Source organism: Actinoplanes sp. NPDC051470 (assembly GCF_040682035.1).
Lineage (GTDB): Bacteria > Actinomycetota > Actinomycetes > Mycobacteriales > Micromonosporaceae > Actinoplanes.
This window is the reverse complement of the sequence record NZ_JBFBAA010000021.1, coordinates 51,091-70,861: the sequence shown is the minus strand read 5'-3', so window position 1 is coordinate 70,861 and position 19,771 is coordinate 51,091. Positions and strand designations below refer to the sequence as shown.

Annotated in this window: 19 protein-coding genes; 2 read left to right on the top strand and 17 right to left on the bottom strand. The window is 71.4% G+C overall.

Features of this window, described 5'->3' with window-relative positions:
* Positions 1-4: 4 nt before the first annotated feature.
* The 12 genes from AB0M54_RS31160 to AB0M54_RS31105 form a co-directional block, all read right to left on the bottom strand.
* On the bottom strand, positions 5-1,609 hold the full coding sequence (locus AB0M54_RS31160; protein WP_364475266.1) for an ABC transporter permease: 1,605 nt from the start codon (positions 1,607-1,609) through the stop codon (positions 5-7).
* The gene (locus AB0M54_RS31155; protein WP_364312489.1) at positions 1,600-2,379 is read right to left on the bottom strand and encodes an ABC transporter ATP-binding protein; all 780 of its coding nucleotides are present in this window, start codon (positions 2,377-2,379) and stop codon (positions 1,600-1,602) included. Before AB0M54_RS31155 ends, AB0M54_RS31160 begins: the two co-directional genes overlap by 10 nt.
* 186 nt (positions 2,380-2,565) lie before the next feature.
* Positions 2,566-3,183: a hypothetical protein gene (locus AB0M54_RS31150; protein WP_364312491.1), complete on the bottom strand. Its 618-nt coding sequence runs from the start codon at positions 3,181-3,183 to the stop codon at positions 2,566-2,568.
* An 83-nt stretch (positions 3,184-3,266) separates the two neighbouring features.
* Complete coding sequence (locus AB0M54_RS31145; protein ID WP_364312494.1) at positions 3,267-4,904, bottom strand: cation acetate symporter; 1,638 nt, start codon at positions 4,902-4,904, stop codon at positions 3,267-3,269.
* A complete protein-coding gene (locus AB0M54_RS31140) occupies positions 4,901-5,284 on the bottom strand; it encodes a DUF485 domain-containing protein (protein WP_364312496.1) in 384 nt (127 codons plus the stop codon). Before AB0M54_RS31140 ends, AB0M54_RS31145 begins: the two co-directional genes overlap by 4 nt.
* Before the next feature lie 41 nt (positions 5,285-5,325).
* Complete coding sequence (locus AB0M54_RS31135) at positions 5,326-6,996, bottom strand: DUF4153 domain-containing protein (RefSeq protein WP_364475265.1); 1,671 nt, start codon at positions 6,994-6,996, stop codon at positions 5,326-5,328.
* A gap of 198 nt (positions 6,997-7,194) precedes the next feature.
* Positions 7,195-8,229, bottom strand: coding sequence for an ATP-binding protein (locus AB0M54_RS31130; protein ID WP_364475263.1), 1,035 nt, complete (start codon positions 8,227-8,229; stop codon positions 7,195-7,197).
* Positions 8,223-8,918 carry a response regulator transcription factor gene (locus AB0M54_RS31125; RefSeq protein WP_364475261.1) on the bottom strand — a complete coding sequence of 232 codons (696 nt, stop codon included), beginning with the start codon at positions 8,916-8,918 and terminating at the stop codon, positions 8,223-8,225. Before AB0M54_RS31125 ends, AB0M54_RS31130 begins: the two co-directional genes overlap by 7 nt.
* A gap of 187 nt (positions 8,919-9,105) precedes the next feature.
* The gene (locus AB0M54_RS31120; protein ID WP_364312508.1) at positions 9,106-9,852 is read right to left on the bottom strand and encodes a LytTR family DNA-binding domain-containing protein; all 747 of its coding nucleotides are present in this window, start codon (positions 9,850-9,852) and stop codon (positions 9,106-9,108) included.
* Positions 9,849-11,042, bottom strand: coding sequence for a histidine kinase (locus AB0M54_RS31115; RefSeq protein WP_364312510.1), 1,194 nt, complete (start codon positions 11,040-11,042; stop codon positions 9,849-9,851). The genes AB0M54_RS31120 and AB0M54_RS31115 overlap by 4 nt, the downstream gene beginning before the upstream one ends.
* 75 nt (positions 11,043-11,117) lie before the next feature.
* Positions 11,118-12,611: a sugar transferase gene (locus tag AB0M54_RS31110; protein WP_364316943.1), complete on the bottom strand. Its 1,494-nt coding sequence runs from the start codon at positions 12,609-12,611 to the stop codon at positions 11,118-11,120.
* A gap of 233 nt (positions 12,612-12,844) precedes the next feature.
* Positions 12,845-13,720 (bottom strand): DNA-formamidopyrimidine glycosylase family protein, encoded by an 876-nt coding sequence (locus AB0M54_RS31105; RefSeq protein WP_364475333.1) that lies wholly within the window; start codon positions 13,718-13,720, stop codon positions 12,845-12,847.
* Between the two features lie 25 nt (positions 13,721-13,745).
* Between AB0M54_RS31105 and AB0M54_RS31100 the strand changes: the two genes are divergently transcribed.
* Together AB0M54_RS31100 and AB0M54_RS31095 are read left to right on the top strand one after the other, a co-directional pair.
* Positions 13,746-14,921 (top strand): glycosyltransferase family 4 protein, encoded by a 1,176-nt coding sequence (locus AB0M54_RS31100; RefSeq protein ID WP_364312512.1) that lies wholly within the window; start codon positions 13,746-13,748, stop codon positions 14,919-14,921.
* Between the two features lie 31 nt (positions 14,922-14,952).
* On the top strand, positions 14,953-16,494 hold the full coding sequence (locus tag AB0M54_RS31095) for an arylsulfotransferase family protein (protein WP_364475260.1): 1,542 nt from the start codon (positions 14,953-14,955) through the stop codon (positions 16,492-16,494).
* A gap of 88 nt (positions 16,495-16,582) precedes the next feature.
* Here AB0M54_RS31095 and AB0M54_RS31090 read toward each other — a convergent pair whose 3' ends face one another.
* From AB0M54_RS31090 to AB0M54_RS31070, 5 genes are all read right to left on the bottom strand, one after another.
* The gene (locus tag AB0M54_RS31090; RefSeq protein ID WP_364312518.1) at positions 16,583-17,002 is read right to left on the bottom strand and encodes a PIN domain nuclease; all 420 of its coding nucleotides are present in this window, start codon (positions 17,000-17,002) and stop codon (positions 16,583-16,585) included.
* The gene (locus tag AB0M54_RS31085; RefSeq protein ID WP_364312520.1) at positions 16,999-17,193 is read right to left on the bottom strand and encodes a type II toxin-antitoxin system VapB family antitoxin; all 195 of its coding nucleotides are present in this window, start codon (positions 17,191-17,193) and stop codon (positions 16,999-17,001) included. Before AB0M54_RS31085 ends, AB0M54_RS31090 begins: the two co-directional genes overlap by 4 nt.
* 83 nt (positions 17,194-17,276) lie before the next feature.
* Positions 17,277-17,996: a CDP-alcohol phosphatidyltransferase family protein gene (locus AB0M54_RS31080; RefSeq protein WP_364312523.1), complete on the bottom strand. Its 720-nt coding sequence runs from the start codon at positions 17,994-17,996 to the stop codon at positions 17,277-17,279.
* Positions 17,971-19,032: an iron-containing alcohol dehydrogenase family protein gene (locus tag AB0M54_RS31075; protein ID WP_364312525.1), complete on the bottom strand. Its 1,062-nt coding sequence runs from the start codon at positions 19,030-19,032 to the stop codon at positions 17,971-17,973. Before AB0M54_RS31075 ends, AB0M54_RS31080 begins: the two co-directional genes overlap by 26 nt.
* Complete coding sequence (locus AB0M54_RS31070) at positions 19,020-19,751, bottom strand: phosphocholine cytidylyltransferase family protein (protein ID WP_364312527.1); 732 nt, start codon at positions 19,749-19,751, stop codon at positions 19,020-19,022. Before AB0M54_RS31070 ends, AB0M54_RS31075 begins: the two co-directional genes overlap by 13 nt.
* Between the last annotated feature and the right edge of the window lie 20 nt (positions 19,752-19,771).

Sequence of the window (19,771 nt, the reverse complement as noted above, 5' to 3'; positions counted from 1 at the left end):
GCCATTATCGCTGCGTGACGGCCGACAGCAGTTCGGGCATCCGCCGGTCGAGCAGGTTTCCGGCGAGGCGGGAGCCGACCACGTACGCGAGCCCGCCGTAGATCAGCCCGACCGGCAGGCCGAGCCACTGCCACACGTCGCCGATCAGGTAGCCGGCCAGCAGCATCGGCAGCGTCCCGACGATCGCGCCGAGCAGGACACCCATCGCGAGCAGGCCCTTGGCCGGACCGCCGCCGGACGACATCGCGAACGGGTTCGAGGTGCTCGGCAGCGCGTACGCGGCCCGGACCGAGACCGGAAGAACAACACCCAGCCCGATGCCGTACGCGGCCAGCAGCGTGCCGAGCCGGGCGGCGATGTCCTCCGGATGCCCGGCGGCCAGCGAGACCACGGTCGCAACCATGATCAGCAGCGGCACCACGAACAGTGAGAACGCGGCCGCCCGGGACTGGATCTCGGTGCGGCCGGGCACCCCGGCCACGACGTTCGCGGCGTACGCGTTGCCCTCGAAGCCGAACTGGTTGGCCAGGCTGATCGCGCCCAGCGCGCCGACGAACAGCACGGTGAAGCCGCCGCCACCGCCGTTGATCGACATCGACACCGGCAGGAAGACGCCGACCACGCCGAGCGTGATCAGGCTGGCCCGCCGCCGCGTCTCCCGCCACCAGTAGCGCATCTCCCGGGACACCAGCGCCCCGAACCGGTTCTGCGGCAGCCCGCGCACCATCAGCCGGGCGACCGCCGACCGCGAGCCCGACGCCTTGGCCGTCCGCTGCCCGCCCGACGCCGCGCCGAGCATCGCCCGCTCGACCGTCGACGACCACCAGGCCAGCAGGCCCACGATCGAGGCCAGGACGATCACCAGCTTGATCGGCACGGTCCAGGCCCGGCCCGCCGCGACATCAGTGCCCAGCGAGTACGCGGCACCGAGCGGCGTCCAGCCGATGACGGTCGCGACCTGGGCCACGCGGTCCCAGTCGGCCCGTTCCGCCCCGGCCAGGACGCCGAGCTGCAGCGGCCCGAGCAGCGCGGCGGTCACCGTGAGCAGGATGGTGGCCAGGTCACGCGCCCGCCGGGAGCGCAGCGCGGTGGAGAACGCGCTGGTCACGGCCCGGCTGACCGCGACGCAGAGGAGCAGGCCGAGGACCACGCCGACGAGTTGGACGACCGCGGCGACCGGCCCGCCGAGCAGGCCCGCCGACCACACCATGCCGCCGGTGGCCAGCAGCGTGGTGATCGCCGGGATGCCGGTGGTGGCCGCCGCGAACAGGCCGGTGATCAGCGTCCGCCGGCTCAGCGGCAGCAGCGCGAACCGGGCCGGGTCGAGCGACTCGTCCACGCCGAAGAAGATCAGTGGCAGGAACAGCCAGCCGAACAGCAGCAGCGCGCCGGCCAGCGGCAGCATGATCTCGGCGACCCGCCGGTCGTCGAGCAGGCCGGGCACCGCCAGCAGCAGGAACCCGCCGACGGCGCCGCTGACGCCGAACAGGATGCCGACCGCGAACAGCACCACCCGGCCGGTGCTGCCCCGCAGGCCGTTGCCCAGGATGCGGAGCTTGAGCCGGACGAAGGTGGCCGGCGAGACGGCCGGCGCGGTCGTCACAGCCACGCCAGTTCCGAGCCGGTCGACGTACGCCCGCCGACGACCTGCACGAAGACATCTTCCAGAGACCGGTCGCCGCGCACCTCGGCCAGCGTCCCGCCGACCCGGATCCGCCCGTCGGCCAGGATCGCGACGTGGCTGCAGAGCTTCTCCACGACCTCCATCACATGGCTGGAGAAGACCACGGTGCCGCCGCCGGTCACGTACCGCTGCAGGATGTCGCGGATCAGCGCGGCCGACACCGGGTCGACGGCCTCGAACGGCTCGTCCAGCACCAGCAGCCGCGGGCCGTGCAGCAGCGCGCAGGCCAGGCCGATCTTCTTCTTCATGCCGGCCGAGTAGTCGACCACCAGGGTGCGGTTGTCGACGCCCAGCTCGAGCACGTCGAGCAGCTCGCGGGCACGCTGGTCGATCACGTCCGGCGCCATGCCGCGCAGCAGCCCGTTGTAGGCCAGCAGCTCGGCCCCGTTCAGCCGGTCGAAGAGCCGGGTGCCGTCCGGCAGCACACCGAGGCGCGCCTTGGCCGCCGCCGGGTCGGCCCACACGTCGTACCCGAGGATGGTGGCCTGACCCGCGTCGGGCCGCAGCAGGCCGACGGCCATCGACAACGTCGTGGTCTTGCCGGCGCCGTTGGGGCCGAGCACCCCGTAGAACGACCCGGCCGGCACGTCGAGGTCGACGCCGGCCACGGCCACCTTGGTGTCGAAGCGTTTGACCAGCCCACGCAGGGACATCGCCACGTCGTCATCGGGGGTTCGCTGCAGCGGCACGGTCATCCGCAGAACCTACCCATAGAGAACGGCCCGGAACCAGGGCAGGCTGGTCCGGGCCGTCCACGAACAGTGGTAGCCCAAGGCGGTATCCGGGGCCCGAATACCGCTCGGGGCTACCACTGCCCCCGAGTGACCTATTTCAAATTCGCCCGCGGTTGAGGCGCCCCGAAAGCGATGTGAAATAGGTCGTCAGCCCACCCGCTCGATCACGGCGCGGCGGATGAGGAACTTGCCGGGCTCGCGCACCTGCTCGAAGGCGGCGTTGTTGAGCAGCACGCAGCTGCCCGACGTGGTCTCCACCTTGACCGTGATGCTCTTGTTGTTGTCGAGGTTGGTGACCTTCAGCGTGGTGCCGAGCGGGAAGGTGCCGCTGGACGCGAACGCTTGGCCGCCCTCGCCGGAGAGGGTCACGGTCGAGCCCTTGCAGACGACCTCGCCGGTGCCGCCGGCCTCTTCCGCGGGCGGGGCTTCTTCCGCCGGCGGGGCTTCCTCGGCGGGCGGGGCTTCCTGCGCGGGAGGAGCCGCGGGCGGCTGGGCCGCCACGTCACCGGTGCAGCCGGCGACGGCTCGGCGCTGGTTGATCAGGTCGACCACGGCCTGCCGGTTGGCGATCCGCGCGTCGGACAGCGCGTCGGGGTTGGCCTTCTGGCCGGCGATGAAGTCCAGGTTGTTCCGCAGAGCCTGATCCAGGCCGGCGCAGTTCTCACGGGGGGCCTCGGCGGCGCTGCTCAGCCCGGTGCCGAGAGCGATCGCGCCGCCGGTGACGGCCAGAGCGACCAGCCCGATGATGACCTTGCGCGCCTTCATGTATTGCTCCTCTTCGTCTGGCTTCCACCGCCGATGACTACGGGTGACGGAGGCCGAAGAGTTCACCGCTCAGGAAAGAAAGTTTAGAGACGGAGTGACTCCGGAGCGTGAAGGCGGAGCATGGTCGCGCCGACATCCCGGGGGATCCGCCGGCTGGTGGCGAGCGAGCCGACCACCATCACCGCGAACGCCAGCGGCACCGTCCAGGCGGCCGGCTGCCCGATCAGCTGCGCCGGCCAGCCGGTCAGCGGCGGGCCGAGCACGGTGACCAGCACGGCGGCCATCGCGGCGCCGCCACCGGCCAGCACGCCCGCGGCGGCGCCGACGTCGGTCAGCCCGCGCCACCAGATGCCCAGCACCAGCAGGGGGCAGAAGCTGGACGCGGCCACCGCGAAGGCCAGCCCGACCACCCGGGACACGTCCATGGTGGCGACCGAGACGGCCAGCACGATCGGCAGGGCGGCGGCCAGCACCGTGGCCACCCGGAAGTCGCGGACCGAACCGCCCCGCTCGGCCCGCAGCACGTCGGTGAAGACCACCCCGGCCACGCTGGTCAGGATGCCCGACGAGGTGGACAGGAACGCCGCCAGCGCGCCCGCCGCGACCAGCGCGCCGAGCAGCCGGCCCAGGTGGCCGCCGCCGAGCGCCGCCTCGGGCAGCACCAGCACGACCGCGTCGGTCTGCCCGGTCATCAGCAGATGGGGCGCCCAGATCCGGCCGAGCACGCCGTACAGCGTCGGGAACAGATAGAACAGCCCGACCAGGCCGAGCACGACCAGCGTGGTCCGCCGGGCGCTGGCGCCGTCCGGGTTGGTGTAGAAGCGGACCAGCACATGGGGCAGCCCCATGGTGCCCAGGAACGTGGCCAGGATCAGCGAGTACGTCGCGAACAGGCTCCCGTCGCCGCCCGGCAGCAGCCAGTCCGGGCCGCGCCGGTCGTCGACCGTGCTCACGTCGGGCACCGGCGCCCCGGCCGGATAGGTGCGTTCGGCGCCCGCCTCGACCTCGTCCACTGTCCCGTCCGGCAGGGTCAGCCGGGCCGCGTCGTCGAAGGTCACGGTGGTGGTCACCGGGAAGACCGGCCCGCTGGGTGGGTCGATCGCCGGTCGCCCGGCCGCCTGCCATTGCAGGGCCAGGAAGATGACGGGTACGGCCAGAGCCGTCAGCTTGAGCCAGTACTGGAACGCCTGCACGAAGGTGATCGCCCGCATCCCGCCCAGCGCCACGTTCGCGGTGACCACCAGACCCACGAGCAGGGCGCCCCACGCGTACGAGCCCCCGGCCACCGTGGTGAACGTCAGCCCGGCGCCCTGCAGCTGGGGCACCAGGTAGAGGCAGCCGATGAAGATCACGAAGATGGTGGCCAGCCGGCGCAGCAGCGGCGACCGCAGGCGTACCTCGCAGAAGTCGGGCAGCGTGAAGGCGCCCGAGCGACGCAGCGGCGCGGCCACGAAGAGCAGCAGCGCGAGGTAGCCGGCGGCGAACCCGACCGGATACCAGAGCACGTCCACGCCGTACCGCAGAATCAGGCCGGCGACCCCGAGGAAGCTCGCCGCCGACAGGTATTCGCCGCTGATCGCGGCCGCGTTCCAGGCGGGGCTCACCGAGCGGGAGGCGACCAGGAAGTCCGAGGTGGTCCGGGCGAAACGCAGGCCGTACGCGCCGATCGCCACGGTCGCCAAGATCACGACGGCCAGGCTGGGTACGACGTAAGGGTTCACTCCGGCCGCCTGATCACGGCCGTGAAGTCCTGTTCGTTCCGCTCCGCCCAGCGCACGTAGACCCAACCGACCGCGAACAGGAACGGGAACGACAGCACCCCGAGCAGCAGCCACGGAAGGTTGACGCCGAGGATCCGGATCGAGCCGACCGCCGGGGCGACCGCGAACAGCAGCGGCAGCGCCCCCAGCCCGGTCACCACCACCAGGGCCATCCGCAGGGCCAGCGCCAGCTGGGCCCGGACCAGGCCGCGGACCAGCGCCTCGCCGACCGGCGTCTGCTCGGCCAGGTCGGCGCGCGCCGGATCGGCGGCGGTCCGACGCCCGGCGACCTCGCCGAGCACCACCCGGACCCGCCGGCCCTCCTCATTCGCGCCGCTCATGCCCGGGAGTCTTATGGGCTCCCGGGCAATGTCAAGCGAACCTACCCGTACGGACCTGCAGCCGGGCACCCGGAGGGAAACGCGATCGGGTCGGTGGCGAGCAGCCGCCGCGCCTCGGACTCGCCGTAGCTCCAGGTGCTCCAGGAGGTGTCGCCTTCCTTCAGCCGCTGCTGGATGAAGAAGAGCGTGCAGTCGCGCATCTTCCCGTCGAGCCGGTTGAGCGCGGGCACCGCGTCCGGCGACAGCGTCCCGAGGTATTCGCTGTCGATCCGGCCGGTCCGCTCGTACCGGGCCACGCCGCTGTCGGCGACCATCCGGTCCGGGTTGGCGATGGCCAGGCCCAGCAGGGTCAGCACGCCGGCCGCGATCGCCACCCGGGGCAGCCACGCCGCCCGCAGCCGGAGGCCGGCCGCCAGCACCAGCACGAAGACCAGGCCCAGCCAGGCCTCGCAGAGAAAGACCAGCAGGCGCAGGCGGGTCAGGCCGTACGTGTCGGCGTAGACGGTCATCCGGTGCAGCGCCGACGCCACGATCACCAGGGTCAGCACGGACAGCGCGCCCATGATGCCGCGGATCAGCATGCGGTCGAGCGGGTGGTCGCGGGGCGCCCAGCGGGCGGCGACACCGAGGACGGCCAGCGTCAGCCCGGTCACGATCAGCAGCTGCCAGAAACCGCCGCGGGCGTACTCGGCATAGGTCAGCCCCTCGGTGTCCAGCACGTGCGCGCTCCCTCCGAAGAGGACGGTGAGCTGCACGGCGACGAAGCCGAGGAACAGCAGTGCGAGCAGGCCCAGGGGTACGGCCCACTCCCAGCGATTCACCTTCCGCGCCGGTCCACCGTCCACAGTGGCAAGATCCGGCGGCGTGGCCCGCAGGTAGGCGGCGCCACCGAGCACGCCGCCGGCCACCACGAAGACGAAGACGGCCCGGAAGGTCGTACCGCCGTTGATCTCCGGAACCAGCGACTCCAGCAACCGCGCGAACGTGGCGTCGGCCGAGGCGAACAGCGCCCCGAACAGCAGGAGCAGGAACACACTGGTGATCACGGTCGCGGCGACCCGCATGCCGGAGCCCCCCGCGGCCCGGCGGCGGATCGAGGCCAGGCCGCGAGTCACCCACGGCAGCGCCCGGAACGGCGCCCCGAGAAACATCAGGTAGCCCATCGCCACCGCGCGGAACGACCGCCCGTTGCTCAGCGCCAGCGCGCTGGTCACCAGCGCGGTCAACGCGGCCAGCGCGAACAGCCACGGCGCGGACCGCAGCGTGCCGACACCCAGCAGGGCGACCGTGGCGGCGGCCCAGGCGTACCGGGCCGGATCGGCGGCGCGGCGGCGGACGGTCAGATCGGGCCAGGGCACCGTGGTGCCCGGCGCGGGCAGGCGCCGGATCCCGGCCAGGGCCGCGGTTCCGGCGACGCCGGCGACCAGCCAGCCGAGCCCGCCGTCGGTGATGCTGACCGAGGCCACCAGGGCGGCCAGGATCAGCACACCGGCCGTGGCCGGCGTGGCCGGACGGCCGGGACCCGGCCAGACGCCGCGGCCGAACATCCCGGTCCGCTGCCACGGCCCGGACACCAGCGCGATCACGGCCGGCGCCTGCTTCGGCACGCCGGCCGGCCGGTCCGGTCGATCGGGCTGGTCCGGCCGCGGCTGTCCGGCCGGCGGCGTCCACGGCTGCGGCGTCCGGGCCGGCGCCTTCGGTTCGGTTGTCACGTCTAGCTCATCTCCTCGGTCCTGAGTGCGGTGCCCCTGACGTGCCGTTCTCCGGTCCTTTGCTCTGCGCACCTATAGGCAACACTGGTCGTGCGCCTAGTGGTCGTGGTGTCTGCTCTGCGCACCTATGCGTACGTCTGGTCGTGCGCCTACTGGTCGTGGCGTCTGCTCTGCGCACCTATACGCACCACCCGGCGGTCAGGCGGAGGTCGTGGCCAAGGGCAGGGTGACGTGCACCTGGCAGCCCGGCGCCCCGGCCGGCGCCGGTTCGGCGATCGCGATCGTGCCCCGGTGCAGCTGGACCACCCAGCGGGCGATGGCCAGGCCCAGCCCGGTCCCGCCGCCGGTCGCCCGCTCGCCCCGGGTGAAGCGTTCGAACAGCCGCTCGCGGTCGGCCGCCGGGATGCCGTCGCCGTCGTCGGCGACCACGATCAGCAGGTGGTCGCCCTGCTGCTCGGCGGTGACCCGGACGGTGCCGCCGGCCGGGCTGTGCCGGGTCGCGTTGTCCAGCAGGTTGGCGAAGACCTGGTGCAGGCGGCCGCGGTCGCCGGGCAGCACCACGTCGGCCGCGTCGAGCGAGAACGTGACGTCGTGGCCGGCGCCCTCGGCGGTCACCGCGGCCTCGCGGATCACGTCGTCGAGGAACGGGCGTACCCGGATCGGGGCCTTGTCGAGGGTCAGCACGCCGGCGTCGACCCGGGACAGGTCGAGCAGCTCGGCGACCAGCCGGCCGAGGCGCTCGGTCTGGGCCAGGGCGGTCTTCATCACGTGCGGCTCGGCCTCGGCCACACCGTCCACGATGTTCTCCAGAACGGCCTGAAGAGCGGTGATCGGCGTACGCAACTCGTGCGAGACGTTGGCGATCAGCTCGCGCCGTTGCCGGTCGGCCGCCGCCAGGTCGGCCGCCATCATGTTGAACGCCACGGCCAGCTGGCCCACCTCGTCGCGGGAGGTGGCCCGGACCCGGCGGGTGTAGTCGCCCTGGGCCATCGCCTTGGCGGCCGCGGTCATCTCGCGCAAGGGCGAGGTGAGCCCGCGGGCCAGCAGCTGGAGGGCGCCGAGCGCGACGACGAAGGCGGTGACCGTGGTCCAGGGCGGCAGCCAGCCGATCCCGATGCGGAAGTAGGTCATGGCGGCGAGCAACGCGCCGAGCAGGATCAGCCCGATCTTGATCTTGATGGACCGGACCGGGTCGAGTGGGCGCGGCAGGGCCAGGTGGCGGAAGCTCAGCATCGCGGGGCCTCCAGCGCGTACCCGACGCCGTGCACCGTGCGGATCAGGTCGGCGCCCAGCTTGCGCCGCAGGCCCTTGATGTGGCTGTCCACGGTGCGGGTGCCGGAGGCGTCGGCCCAGCCCCAGACCTCGGCCAGCAGCCGTTCCCGGGGCAGCACCGCCCGCGGCCGCTCGGCCAGGTGGAGCAGCAGGTCGAACTCGGTCGGGGTGAGCTGAGCCTCGACCCCCGACCGGAGCACCCGGCGCTCGGCCCGGTTGATCTCGAGGTCGCCCACCCGGAGGAAGTCCTGGCCGGGGTCGACGGCGGCGGTTTTGGTGGCCCGCCGGACCAGGGCGTGCACCCGGGCGGCCAGCTCACGCATCGAGAACGGCTTGGTCAGGTAGTCGTCGGCGCCGACCGCGAGGCCGACCAGCATGTCGTTTTCGTCGTCGCGGGCGGTCAGCATGAGGATCGGCACCGGGCGCTCGGCCTGGAGCCGGCGGCACACCTCGAGGCCGTCGAAGCCGGGCAGCATGACGTCGAGCACGACCGCGTCCGGCGGCGTCCGGCGGGCGGCGGCCACCGCGGCCGGGCCGTCGCCGGCCAGTTCGACCACGAAACCCTCGGCGCGGAGCCGGGCCGCGACGGACTCGGCGATGGTCGGCTCGTCCTCGACCACGAGGACGCGCCGTTCGATGGCTGCGTTCACAACCCCATCTCCTATCTGACGAGCCGGGTCGGCGTCCCCCGTGAAGCGCCGATCTGGCCCACATCGGGGACCCTAACGAGCCCGCGTGCACGAGAAGGGGGCGGTTTGTGAAGGATCTGTGCAGATCCACCTGCCCTGTGGATAACTGTGTGGATAACGCGCCACGCCTGTGGACAACGCTGTGGATTCAGCGGGTCCAGTCGTGTTTGGCCGCGCGGATCAGCCGGTCCTTGAGCTCGCGGGTGTGCCGGCGGCTGACCGGCAGCTCGGCGCCGTCCACCGCGACCACGTAGCCCGACTGGGTCAGCCGCAGCTCGGAGACCAGGCGCAACTGCACCAGGTAGCTGCGGTGGATCCGGACGAACCCGGCGTCGGCCCAGCGGTCGGCCAGCGTGGCCAGCGAGACCCGGACCAGGTGCGAGGCGTCCGTGGTGTGCAGCCGGGCGTAGTCGCCCTGGGCCTCCACCCAGCGCACCGACGACCGGGGCAGCATCCGGGTGGTGCCGGCCAGCTCGACCGGGATGGCCGGTTCTTCCTCACGCTTGGTGGCCGGGGCCGGGGTGGCGCGCAGGCCGGCCACCCGGCGCAGCGACTCGGCCAGCCGCTCGGCCCGCACCGGTTTGCGGACGTAGTCGGTGACGCCCAGGTCGAAGGCGTCGACCGCGCCGTCGTCGTACGCGGTCACGAAGACGATGGCCGGCGGGTGCGCGAACCGGCGCAGGATCCGGGCCAGCTCCATGCCGTCCAGGCCGGGCATCCGGATGTCCAGGAAGACCGCGTCGACCTCGGTGTCGCGGAGCACGCGCAGCGCCTCGGTGGCGTCACCGGCCCGGTGCACGTGTGCAACCCGGTCGTCGGCGTTCAGCAGGTAGGCGAGCTCGTCCAGGGCCGGCGGCTCATCGTCGACCGCCAAGACCACCAACGCCGTGCTCACGCGCGTACCCCCGGATGGAATTTAGGCACTCGCATGCTCACCTTGGTCCCCTCGCCCGGGGCGGTCTCCACCACCAGCCCGAAGTGGTCGCCGAACACGCTGCGCAGCCGCTCGTCGACGTTCGTCAGGCCGACATGCTGGCCGTCGTCGGTCTCCGGCCGGCCCGGCGCGAACACCTCGGGATCCATGCCGACCCCGTCGTCCTCGACCGTGATGTGGCATTCGGCGCCCGCGTCGCGCGCCTCGATGCTCACCATACCGACGCCGGGCTTCCGGGACAGACCGTGCCGTACGGCGTTCTCCACCAGCGGCTGCAGGCACAGGAACGGCAGGCTGACCGGCAGCACCTCGGGCGCGATCTGCAGCCGCACCTGGAGCCGGTCGCCGAACCGGGCGCGCTCGATGGTCAGGTAGCGGTCGATCGAGCGCAGCTCCTCGGCCAGCGTGGTGAAGTCGCCGTGGGCGCGGAACGAGTAGCGGGTGAACTCGGCGAACTCCAGGATCAGCTCGCGGGCCCGCTCCGGGTCGGTGCGGACGAAGGATGCGATCGCGGTCAGCGCGTTGTAGATGAAGTGTGGGCTGATCTGGGCCCGGAGCGCCCGCACCTCGGCCCGGGCCAGCCGTTCCCGGGACGAGTCGAGCTCGGCCAGCGCCAGCTGCGACCCGGCCCAGCGCGCCGCCTCCTGGGTGGCCTGCACCAGCCCGGGCGCCGGTTGATCGTCGGCGATGGCCACCAGCGCCGCCGTGGCCAGCCCGTCCGCCCCGGTCAGCGGCACCACGACGGCCCCGCGCACAACACAGTCCATCCGATCACACGGCAGATCAGAGCCATTGAGTACGACGGGCCGGCTCGCCTGCACGGCCCGCTGCCCCGCCGCCGCGAACTGGCCGGCGTGGTGGCTGCCGCGCCCGTCGAAGGCCAGGCAGCGGTCGGCCTCGGCGATGGTCAGCCCGACCGCCCCGACCAGCGTGCGCAGGTGGCGGACGGCCTTGCCGGCCGAGCTCGGGGTGAGCCCGCCCCGCAACGGCTCGGCGGCCTGGGCCGCGGTGTGCAGCACGTCGTAGGTGGCCCGCTGCATGGCCGTGGCGATCCGGCGCCGGCCGCGCAGGCGCAGCACCGCGACGACCGCCCCGGCGAGCGCGGCCACCGCGGCCAGCACCGCCAGCACGGTCGGAAGATCGGGCCTCACCCGCGGCATCCTGCCATGCCCGGGTCGGGGCGACGCGTGGCCGAGGGCCTGTCCTGCCGATCAGCAGGACAGACCCTAGTAGGCGCCCTTGCGCTTGAGGACGACCCAGATGGTGCGCCAGAGGATGCCAAGGTCGTAGGTCAGTGACCAGTTGTCGACGTAGTACAGATCGAGCCGGACCGCCTCGTCCCAGGAGAGGTCGGAGCGGCCGCTGACCTGCCACAGGCCGGTGATGCCGGGGCGGACCAGCAGGCGGCGGCGGACGTCGCCCAGGTAGTCGCCGTCGTCGGCGGGCAGCGGGCGCGGGCCGACCAGCGACATCTCGCCCCGGAGCACGTTGATCAGCTGCGGCAGCTCGTCCAGCGAACTGCCCCGCAGCTTCTGGCCGAAGGAGAAGATCCGCGGGTCGTTCTTCATCTTGAAGAGCATCCCGTCGGAGTCGTTCAGCTCCTCCAGCGTGGCCTTGCGCTCCTCGGCGTCCACGTACATGGTCCGGAACTTCCAGACCCGGAAGGTACGGCCCTCGTGGCCGACCCGGGGCTGCCGGAAGAACACCGGGCCGGGGTCGGAGAGCCGGATGCCGATCGCGATCAGCAGCAGCAGCGGGCTGAGCGCGACCAGGCCGAGGAAGGCGGCGACCCGGTCGAGCAGGTTCTTGGCCAGCCAGGCCGGCCCGGAGAGGGTCGGCTCCTCGACATGCAGCAGGGGCAGGCCCTCGATCGGGCGGATGTGCACACGCGGGCCGGCGATGTCGGTGAGCTGGGGCGCGACCACCAGGTCGACGCCGGTGCCCTCGAGCTGCCAGGCCAGCCGGCGCAGCTCGCCCGGTTCGGCGCTGGCCGAGCCGCAGACCGCGATGGTGTCGGCCCCGACCTCGCGGACGAGGGACAGGACGTCGCGCCCGGCGTACACCGGGACCGGGGTTTCGATGCCCCGGACCGAGGCCAGGCCGTCGGTGATGTGGATCGCCACCGGGATCAGACCGGCGGCCGGGCTGCGGGTCACCGCGGTGTAGACCTCGAGCGCCTCGGGCAGCGTGCCGACCAGGACCATCCGGTGGGCGCCGTGCCCGGTGCGGCGGCGGGCGAAGTGCAGGACCTGCCGGGCGAAGTAGCGGCCGAGCAGGATGAACACCAGGGCGCCGCCGGAGACCAGCGCGACCGTTCCCCGGGACAGCGAGACCTTGTTGGCGAACGCGGCCACGGAGACGCTGGCCACGATCACCACGAACGAGCGGAAGACCCGCTTGAACTCCTCGCTGCCCAGGCCCAGATAGCGCCGGTCGTAGCTGCCGCCGCTCCAGAGCACGAACACCCAGGCCACCGGCAGGGCGCCGTACGCCATCGCGGTGAAGATCTCGGGCTGGTTCTGGAAACCGGCGTTGGCCTGCTCCAGCGTCGAGGTGGCGATGTAACTGGCCAGCACGGCGGACAGGAAGTCGAGGACGATCAGAACCGCGGTGTACGGCCGGTGCCAACGGGAGACCCGGCGGTGACTGCGGGTCCACGCGCTTCGGGGTACGCCGTTGCTCGGCGGTGGTTCCTGCCACTCGAAGCTGTCGTACGGCATGTTGCTCCGGCTGTTACTGGTCGCCGGTCGCGAGAGGCTCGTGGTCACCTCGCCTACGTCCTCCCGCATTCCGACCGCCCGACGTTATTACGCACTGCCACGGCCAATGGTCACCGACGATGACTGCCGGTCTGCTTCGCGCCGTGGGCGAAGCGTGGGACCGGGCCACTATACCGATGGATCGGGGCGGGAGAAGCGGACGTTACGCCCGCAATGCCTCTCTACACCCCGCGTTACCTGATCAACTTGGAAAGCCGCCGGTCGGCAAGGGGTTTGCCGCCGGTCTGACAGGTCGGGCAGTACTGCAGGCTCTTGTCGGCGAAGGAGACCTCACGCACGGTGTCGCCGCAGACCGGACAGGGCAGTCCGGTGCGGGCGTGCACCCGCATGCCGGCCCGCTTCTCGCCCTTGAGCTCGGCCGCCTTCATGCCGACCGACCGGGCCACCGCGTCGGTCTCCACCTGGCGTGTCGCCTCGTAGAGCGCGGTCATCTGCTCCTCGGTGAGCTTCCCGGTCAGCGCGAAGGGCGAGATCTTGGCGGTGTGCAGGATCTCGTCGGAGTACGCGTTGCCGATGCCGGCCAGCACCTCCTGGTCGGTCAGCACGCCCTTGACCTGCCCGTTCCGGCCGCAGATCCGCTCGGCGAACTCGTCCCGCGTGACGGCCAGCGCGTCGGGGCCGAGTCGCGCCACGCCCGGCACCTCGCCCGGGTCGCGTACCAGATAGGCGGCCAGGGACTTCTGGGTGCCGGCCTCGGTCAGATCAAACCCGGACCCGTCGTCCAGCCGTACGCGCACCGCGATCGGCCCGCTGCCCGGTTTGAGCGGCGTGGCCGATTTGAAGGCCTCCCGATAGTGCAGCCAGCCCGCCCGGGCCAGGTGCACGACCAGGTGGATCTGGTCCTTCTCCTCGCGGGGGCCGAGCCCGATGTCGAGGAACTTGCCGTGTCGCCCGGCGCTGGTGACCTCGAGGCCGGCGATGGCGGTGGGTGGCGGGTCGAAGGTCTTCAGCGCGCTGAAGGAGGACACCTCGAACCGTTCGACCGTGTGGCCGACCGCGCGCTCTCGCAGGTACGCACCGAGCGCCTCGACCTCGGGAAGTTCTGGCACAAGCTCCACGGTAGCCTCCCTGAGCGTGAAGGTCGTGGTTGCGCACAACCGTTATCGCGAGGCGATGCCCTCCGGGGAGAACGTCATCGTGGACACCGAGATCGCCCAGCTGGGAGCGGCCGGTGTCGACGTGGTGCCGTTCCAGCGCAGCTCGGACGACATCGGCGAGCTGCCGCTGGTCCAGAAGGCGCTGCTGCCGCTGTCGCCGATCTACGGCTTCTCGTCGCAGCGTGACCTGGCGGCGCTGCTGGCGGCGGAGCGGCCGGACGTCGTGCACCTGCACAACCCGTACCCGTTGATCTCGCCCTGGATCGTGCGAACGGCGCACAAGCACGGGGTGCCGGTGGTGCAGACCGTGCACAACTATCGGCAGGTGTGCTCGCCGGGGCTGTACTTCCGGGACGGGCACAACTGTTACGAATGCCGCGGCAAGCTGATCGGCTATCCCGCGGTCGTGCACAAGTGCTACCGCGGGTCGAGCGCGCAGAGCGCCCTGATGGCGACCACGCTCGCGGTCCATCGGCCGACGTGGCGCTCGGTCGACCGGTTCATCGCGCTGACCGACAGGATCGCCGAGCATCTGTCCTCGTACGGCATCCCCGACGACCGCATCGTGATCAAGCCCAACGGCCTGCCCGACCCGGGTACGCCGGCCCCGCTGGGTGACGGCTTCCTGTACGCCGCTCGGCTGTCCCCCGAGAAGGGACTGGCGCTGCTGCTGGACGCGTGGCAGCGGCATCCGGACGGGTCGCTGGGCATGCTGCGGATCGCCGGTGACGGTGAGTTGCGCCCGCTGGCCGAGGCCGCGGCGGCGTCCCGGTCGGACGTCGAGTACCTCGGGGTGCTGGACCGGGCCGGGATGGCCGCGGCACGGCGGGCCGCGTCGGTGGCGGTCGTCGTCCCGACCTGGGAAGACGTGCTGCCGACGGTCGTCCTGGAGGCGATCTCGCACGGGCGGCCGGTGCTGGGCACGGCGGTCGGCGGGATCCCGTACCTGCTGGGTGACGATGCCGGGTGGACGGTTCCACCGGACGCCGCGGCGCTGGCCGCGGCGCTGCCCACGGCTCGGGCCGGCGCCGGCGCACTGTCCGAATCGGCCAGAAAGCGGTGGGTGAGCCACTTTCATCCGGATGTGCTGACCGCTCGATTGATCGACGTCTACAACGACTTCACAGGAAAATCACATTCCTTGCCTAGGTAGATATCGATCCACTTGGGGAATGCTGGGTCGGGTGACGGAAACCCCCACCTCCAAGGTCAAGATCCCTCGCCGGAACCTGCTGCTCGGCGTCGGTGGTGGCGTCGTGCTCGCCGCCGCGGCCGGTGGCGCCGGCTACGCCATCGGACACGCCGGTGACGCCGAATCCACCCAGCCCGCCGCCGACCCGGTGGCGGCCCAGCCGAAGTACCGTTCGCGCCCCGATCTGCGCACCCTGCCGGACGTGACGATCACCGTCCCGGCCAACGCGACCGCACCCGGGTACATCTTCCTGACGCCGGCCTCCGGCGCCGGCCTGTGGGGACCGCTGATCGTCGACGACAAGGGCTCGCCGGTCTGGTTCCGCAAGGTCCCCGACCCGGCCACCGTCGCCATCGACTTCAAGGTCCAGCAGTACCGCAACAAGCCGGTCCTGACCTGGTGGGAGGGCACCATCGGCGGTACCGGCGGCCAGGGTGTCGGCCAGGGCGAGTTCGTCATCGCCGACGAGAACTACCGCGAGATCACCCGGGTCCGCGCGGCCGGCACCGAGCAGGCCGACCAGCACGACTTCGTGATCACCCCGCGCAACACCGCGCTGTTCTGGGTGTACGACCCGATCCCGATGGACCTGACGGCCATGGGCGGCCCGGCCGACGGCGTGCTGCACGACGGCGTCATCCAGGAGATCGACATCGCCACCGGCAAGCGCCTCTTCGAGTGGCGCGCCCGCGACCACGTCGACCTGGACGAGTCCCACGCCCCGCTGCCCCAGGGCGACTCGGCCCACCTGCCCTGGGACTACTTCCACCCCAACTCGGTCGGCCTGGACGCCGACGGTCACCTGATCATCTCGGCCCGGCACACCTGGACCTGCTACAAGATCAACAAGGAGACCGGCGAGGTGATCTGGCGCCTGGGCGGCAAGAAGAGCACCTTCATCATCGACGAGCAGACCAGGTTCTCCTGGCAGCACGACTTCCGTCGCCGCCGGGACGGCTCGTATGGCATGTTCGACAACGGCGCCGGCGTCACCAAGGAACGCCCCTACTCACGCGGCCTGATCCTCAAGCTGGACGAGGCGGCCAAGACCGCGACCTTCGTCCGCGAGTTCGTCCACCCCGACAAGATCTCCGCACCCACCCAGGGCAGCTTCCGCGAGCTGGCCGACGGCGGCAACTTCATCGGCTGGGGCCAGATGCCCCACTTCACCGAGTTCACCGCCGACGGCAAGGTGCGGCTCAACGGCCACCTCCCGCTCGACAACCAGTCCTACCGCGCCTACAAGGCCGAGTGGGCCGGCGCGCCCCTCGACCAGCCGGCCCTGGGCCTGTCCGTCGAGAACGGCGGCGTGACCGTCAGCGTCAGCTGGAACGGCAACACCAAGGTGGCCAAGTGGCGGGCCCGCTCGGGCAGCCAGCCCAAGGCGCTGACGGCCACCACGGCCGAGGTCGCCCGAACCGGTTTCGAGACCAGGCTGACCATTCAGGGCACCCCGGAATACGTGGTGGCCGACGCCCTGGACACCAACGGCAAGGTCCTGGGCACCAGCTCCGCCATTCCCGTCCGCGTCTGACCGAACGCCCGCCGAGTGTTTACTCTCTGCCTCAGGAAGGCGACTTCCGATCCCGCCTTGGGCCCCGCGCGAGCGGGGCCTTCGTGCGTCAGTCGGCGGTTCCGGCGGGGACCACCCACACGACCGGCTGGCCGGTGATGGCCGCGATCATGTCGAAGTCGCCGTCGTAATGCATCACGGTCGCGCCGTGGCGCTCGGCGGTCGCCGCGATCAGCAGGTCAGCCATGGAGAGGGCGCGATGGATCCCCTTACCCACGGCTTGGAGCTGGATGTCCGCCGCGCGGTCCCAGGTTTCGTCCGGCATCGCGAGCCAGTCGAAGCCGCGGAGGAGATACCGCGCCCGTTGAGCCTCTTCCGCGGTGCGGGCGCTGTGGACCACCTCGATCTCCACGGCGGTGCACACGGCCAGCAGCCCTCGATCGGAAAGCTCGTCGAGAACGGAAGCGACGGGCGGCTTCGGCCATCGAGCCATGGCCGACTTGTCCAGCAGGAAGCGGCGTTGTGTCACGTGGCGTCCGGAGCTCCGGTCAGATCGGGCAATCCGCCGGCCTTGAGCCAGTCGGCGAAATCACGCCTCTTCTCGCGGTTGACCAAGGCCTGAAGAGCCGCATTCACCGTTGCCCGCTTCGTCTTGGTGCCGAGGATCTCCGCTGCTTCGGAGAGCAGATCGTCGTCAACGTCGAGGATCGTTCGTGCCATCGTCTCGACCTCCTTCGCGAGAGTCCCGGCCGATGATATCAAAACTTCGATGAGTTGATATCAAGACTTCCGGCCCGAGATGATCACCGCCTGAGGGCCTCGCGGCCGGAGAAGGCGATGCTGGCGGCCAGGAACGCCCCGTTGACCAGGGTGAACAGCCCGACCAGCCAGATCGTCCACTGTGGCGCGACGGTGAGCACCGCCCCGGCCAGCGCCACCACGAACCCGTAGTCGCGGACCAGCTTCACCAGCCGCACCGGCATCGAGGTGCTGGGGACCATGCTGGCCGCGGACGGACCGGCCTGCATCACCGAGGTGACCAGGTTGACCATCCAGGTTCCGGCGAACGCCGCCAGGAGCCAGGCCGGCGTGGACGGCACCTGGGCCTCGGCCACCGAGGCCAGCGCGGCCACCAGCGCGATCTGCGCCGCCACGTCACAGAGCACATCGATGCGGGCGCCCGCCGCGCTGGTCTGGCCGGTCACCCGGGCCAGCTGGCCGTCGGAGCAGTCCAGCGCGTACGCGATCTGCCACCCGACCAGCGCGAGCAATCCGAACGGCCAGGCCCAGAAGCGCCCGTCGGCCACCGGCTCGGCCGTCGCCACCACCGCGACCGAGACCAGGCAGCCCAGCCCGAGGTTGGCCACCGTGAGCACGGTCGGCGCGATCCGATGCTTGTTCGCGAACACCGCGATGCGGGCGCCGACCTGCTGGGCGACCAGCTCGCTGAAGAGTCCTCCGCCGCGGTTGACCCGATAGAAGTCGGCCGCGGTCGGCTCAGCAGGCGGCGACGGCGGCGTCATACTCGGCCAGTTTCTCGGCGATCTCATGCGGCTTCATCTCGAGGTGTTCGAGGATGGTGTAGCGGTCCGGCCGGGTCCGCGGCGCGAACTCCACGACGCGCACGAACTGCTCCTCGTCAAGACCAACATCGGCCGGTGTACGCGGAAGCTGATGCCGGGACAGGCACGCGGACATCTCGGTGAAGCGGCGCGTGTCCCCGCGCAGGAACGTGCAGAACAGGGCGCCCAGCCCGGCCAGCTCGCCGTGGGACGCCGTGCCGGGGTAGAGCGCGTCGGTGGCGTGCATGATCTCGTGGCAGCCGCCACTGGACGGGCGGCTGCTCCCGCACACCGCCATGGCCAGCCCGCTGGAGATCAGCGCCTCGGCGAGGACGGTCAGGAACCCGTCGTCGTTCATGTCGCCGGGGTGCGTCAGGACCGCTTCCGCGCCCATCCGGGCGAGCGACGCCGCCAGGCCGTCGACCGGCTCGTTGCGGACCTGCCGGGCCAGCTCCCAGTCGGCCAGGGCGCTGATGTTGCTGATCACGTCGCCGATGCCGCCGCGGTTGACGCGTTCCGGGCCGTTCTCGACGAAGTCCAGGTCGACCACGACGGCGATCGGGATGTGTACGCCGTACGACCCCTTGATCCCGTCGTTGATCAGGCTGGCCACCGGGGACGCGACGCCGTCGTTGGCGAGGCTGGTGGCCACCGACACCATCGGGATGGCCCAGCGGGTGGCCGCGTACTTGGCGGTGTCGACCGTGGCGCCGCCGCCGATGCCGACCACCGCGTCGTAGTGCCGTGAACGCAGCTTCGCGGCCAGTTCGAGCGCGGCGTCGAGGGTGCCGCCGGAGGTGGTGTAGACGTCGGCCGCGCCCAGCTGCGGCCGGATCAGGTCGATGACCCGCTCGCCCAGCCCGGGCCCGACCACCACCGCCACGTCGCCGCCGGCCGAGATCCGCCCGTCGGACAGGATCCGGCCGAGGTTGGCCACGGCGCCCCGGCGCACCTCGATGTGCAGCGGCGCCTGGACCGTGCGTGCTAGTAGCGGCATGCGATCTCCCGCGCCTTGGCCAGGTCGTCGTGGTTGTCGACCTCGACCCAGGGCACGTCGCCGATCGCCGCCATCCGGATCTCGCCGCCTCGGTTCACGTACTCCTGGTACCCGTCCTCGTAGTAGAGATTCGGGTCGCGTTCCCAGGTCGTCCGGAGCGCGTCGGCCAGGTCGGCGGCCACCGAGGCCTCGATGACGGTCGCGCCGATGTACTCGCCGTGTGCCTCGGCCGGATCCATCAGTTTCGTGATCCTGGCCAACCGGCCATCCGGCGTGAACGTCGTCTTCATCTCCTCGTCACCCAGCTTCTTGAGGCTGTCGACGGCGAGCAGAATTTGGGGTCCACGGTTCGCCAGCAGGGTCTCCTCGACGCTGACCGGGTGCACGGTGTCGCCGTTGACCAGGAGCGCGCCCTGAGCGAAATGCTCACGGGCGAGCCACAGGGAGTAGGCGTTGTTCCACTCCTCGGCCTTGTCGTTGTGCACAAGGGTGAGGGTGACGCCGTACTTCTCCTCGAAAGTGGCTTTCCGCTGCTCGACGGCGGACGACTGGTAACCGACCACTACGGTTACGTCGTTGAGCCCAGCAGCGGCGAGGTTGCGCAGCGAGATGTCCATGATCGTCGTCTCGCCGTCGACCGGCACGAGTGCCTTGGGCAACGTGTCGGTGTAGGGGCGTAGCCGACGGCCGGCGCCGGCCGCCAGAATGAGACCGATCATGTGGGTCCTTCCGGGCAGAG

Excerpts from the sequence above, each read along its gene's own strand:
- AB0M54_RS31130 (WP_364475263.1), bottom strand. The coding sequence starts at position 8,229 with ATGCTGAGCTTCCGCCACCTGGCCCTGCCGCGCCCACTCGACCCGGTC.
- AB0M54_RS31155 (WP_364312489.1), bottom strand. The coding sequence starts at position 2,379 with ATGACCGTGCCGCTGCAGCGAACCCCCGATGACGACGTGGCGATGTCC.
- AB0M54_RS31070 (WP_364312527.1), bottom strand. The coding sequence starts at position 19,751 with ATGATCGGTCTCATTCTGGCGGCCGGCGCCGGCCGTCGGCTACGCCCC.
- AB0M54_RS31150 (WP_364312491.1), bottom strand. The coding sequence starts at position 3,183 with ATGAAGGCGCGCAAGGTCATCATCGGGCTGGTCGCTCTGGCCGTCACC.
- AB0M54_RS31085 (WP_364312520.1), bottom strand. The coding sequence starts at position 17,193 with ATGGCACGAACGATCCTCGACGTTGACGACGATCTGCTCTCCGAAGCA.
- AB0M54_RS31140 (WP_364312496.1), bottom strand. The coding sequence starts at position 5,284 with ATGAGCGGCGCGAATGAGGAGGGCCGGCGGGTCCGGGTGGTGCTCGGC.
- AB0M54_RS31080 (WP_364312523.1), bottom strand. The coding sequence starts at position 17,996 with ATGACGCCGCCGTCGCCGCCTGCTGAGCCGACCGCGGCCGACTTCTAT.
- AB0M54_RS31110 (WP_364316943.1), bottom strand. The coding sequence starts at position 12,611 with ATGCCGTACGACAGCTTCGAGTGGCAGGAACCACCGCCGAGCAACGGC.
- AB0M54_RS31075 (WP_364312525.1), bottom strand. The coding sequence starts at position 19,032 with ATGCCGCTACTAGCACGCACGGTCCAGGCGCCGCTGCACATCGAGGTG.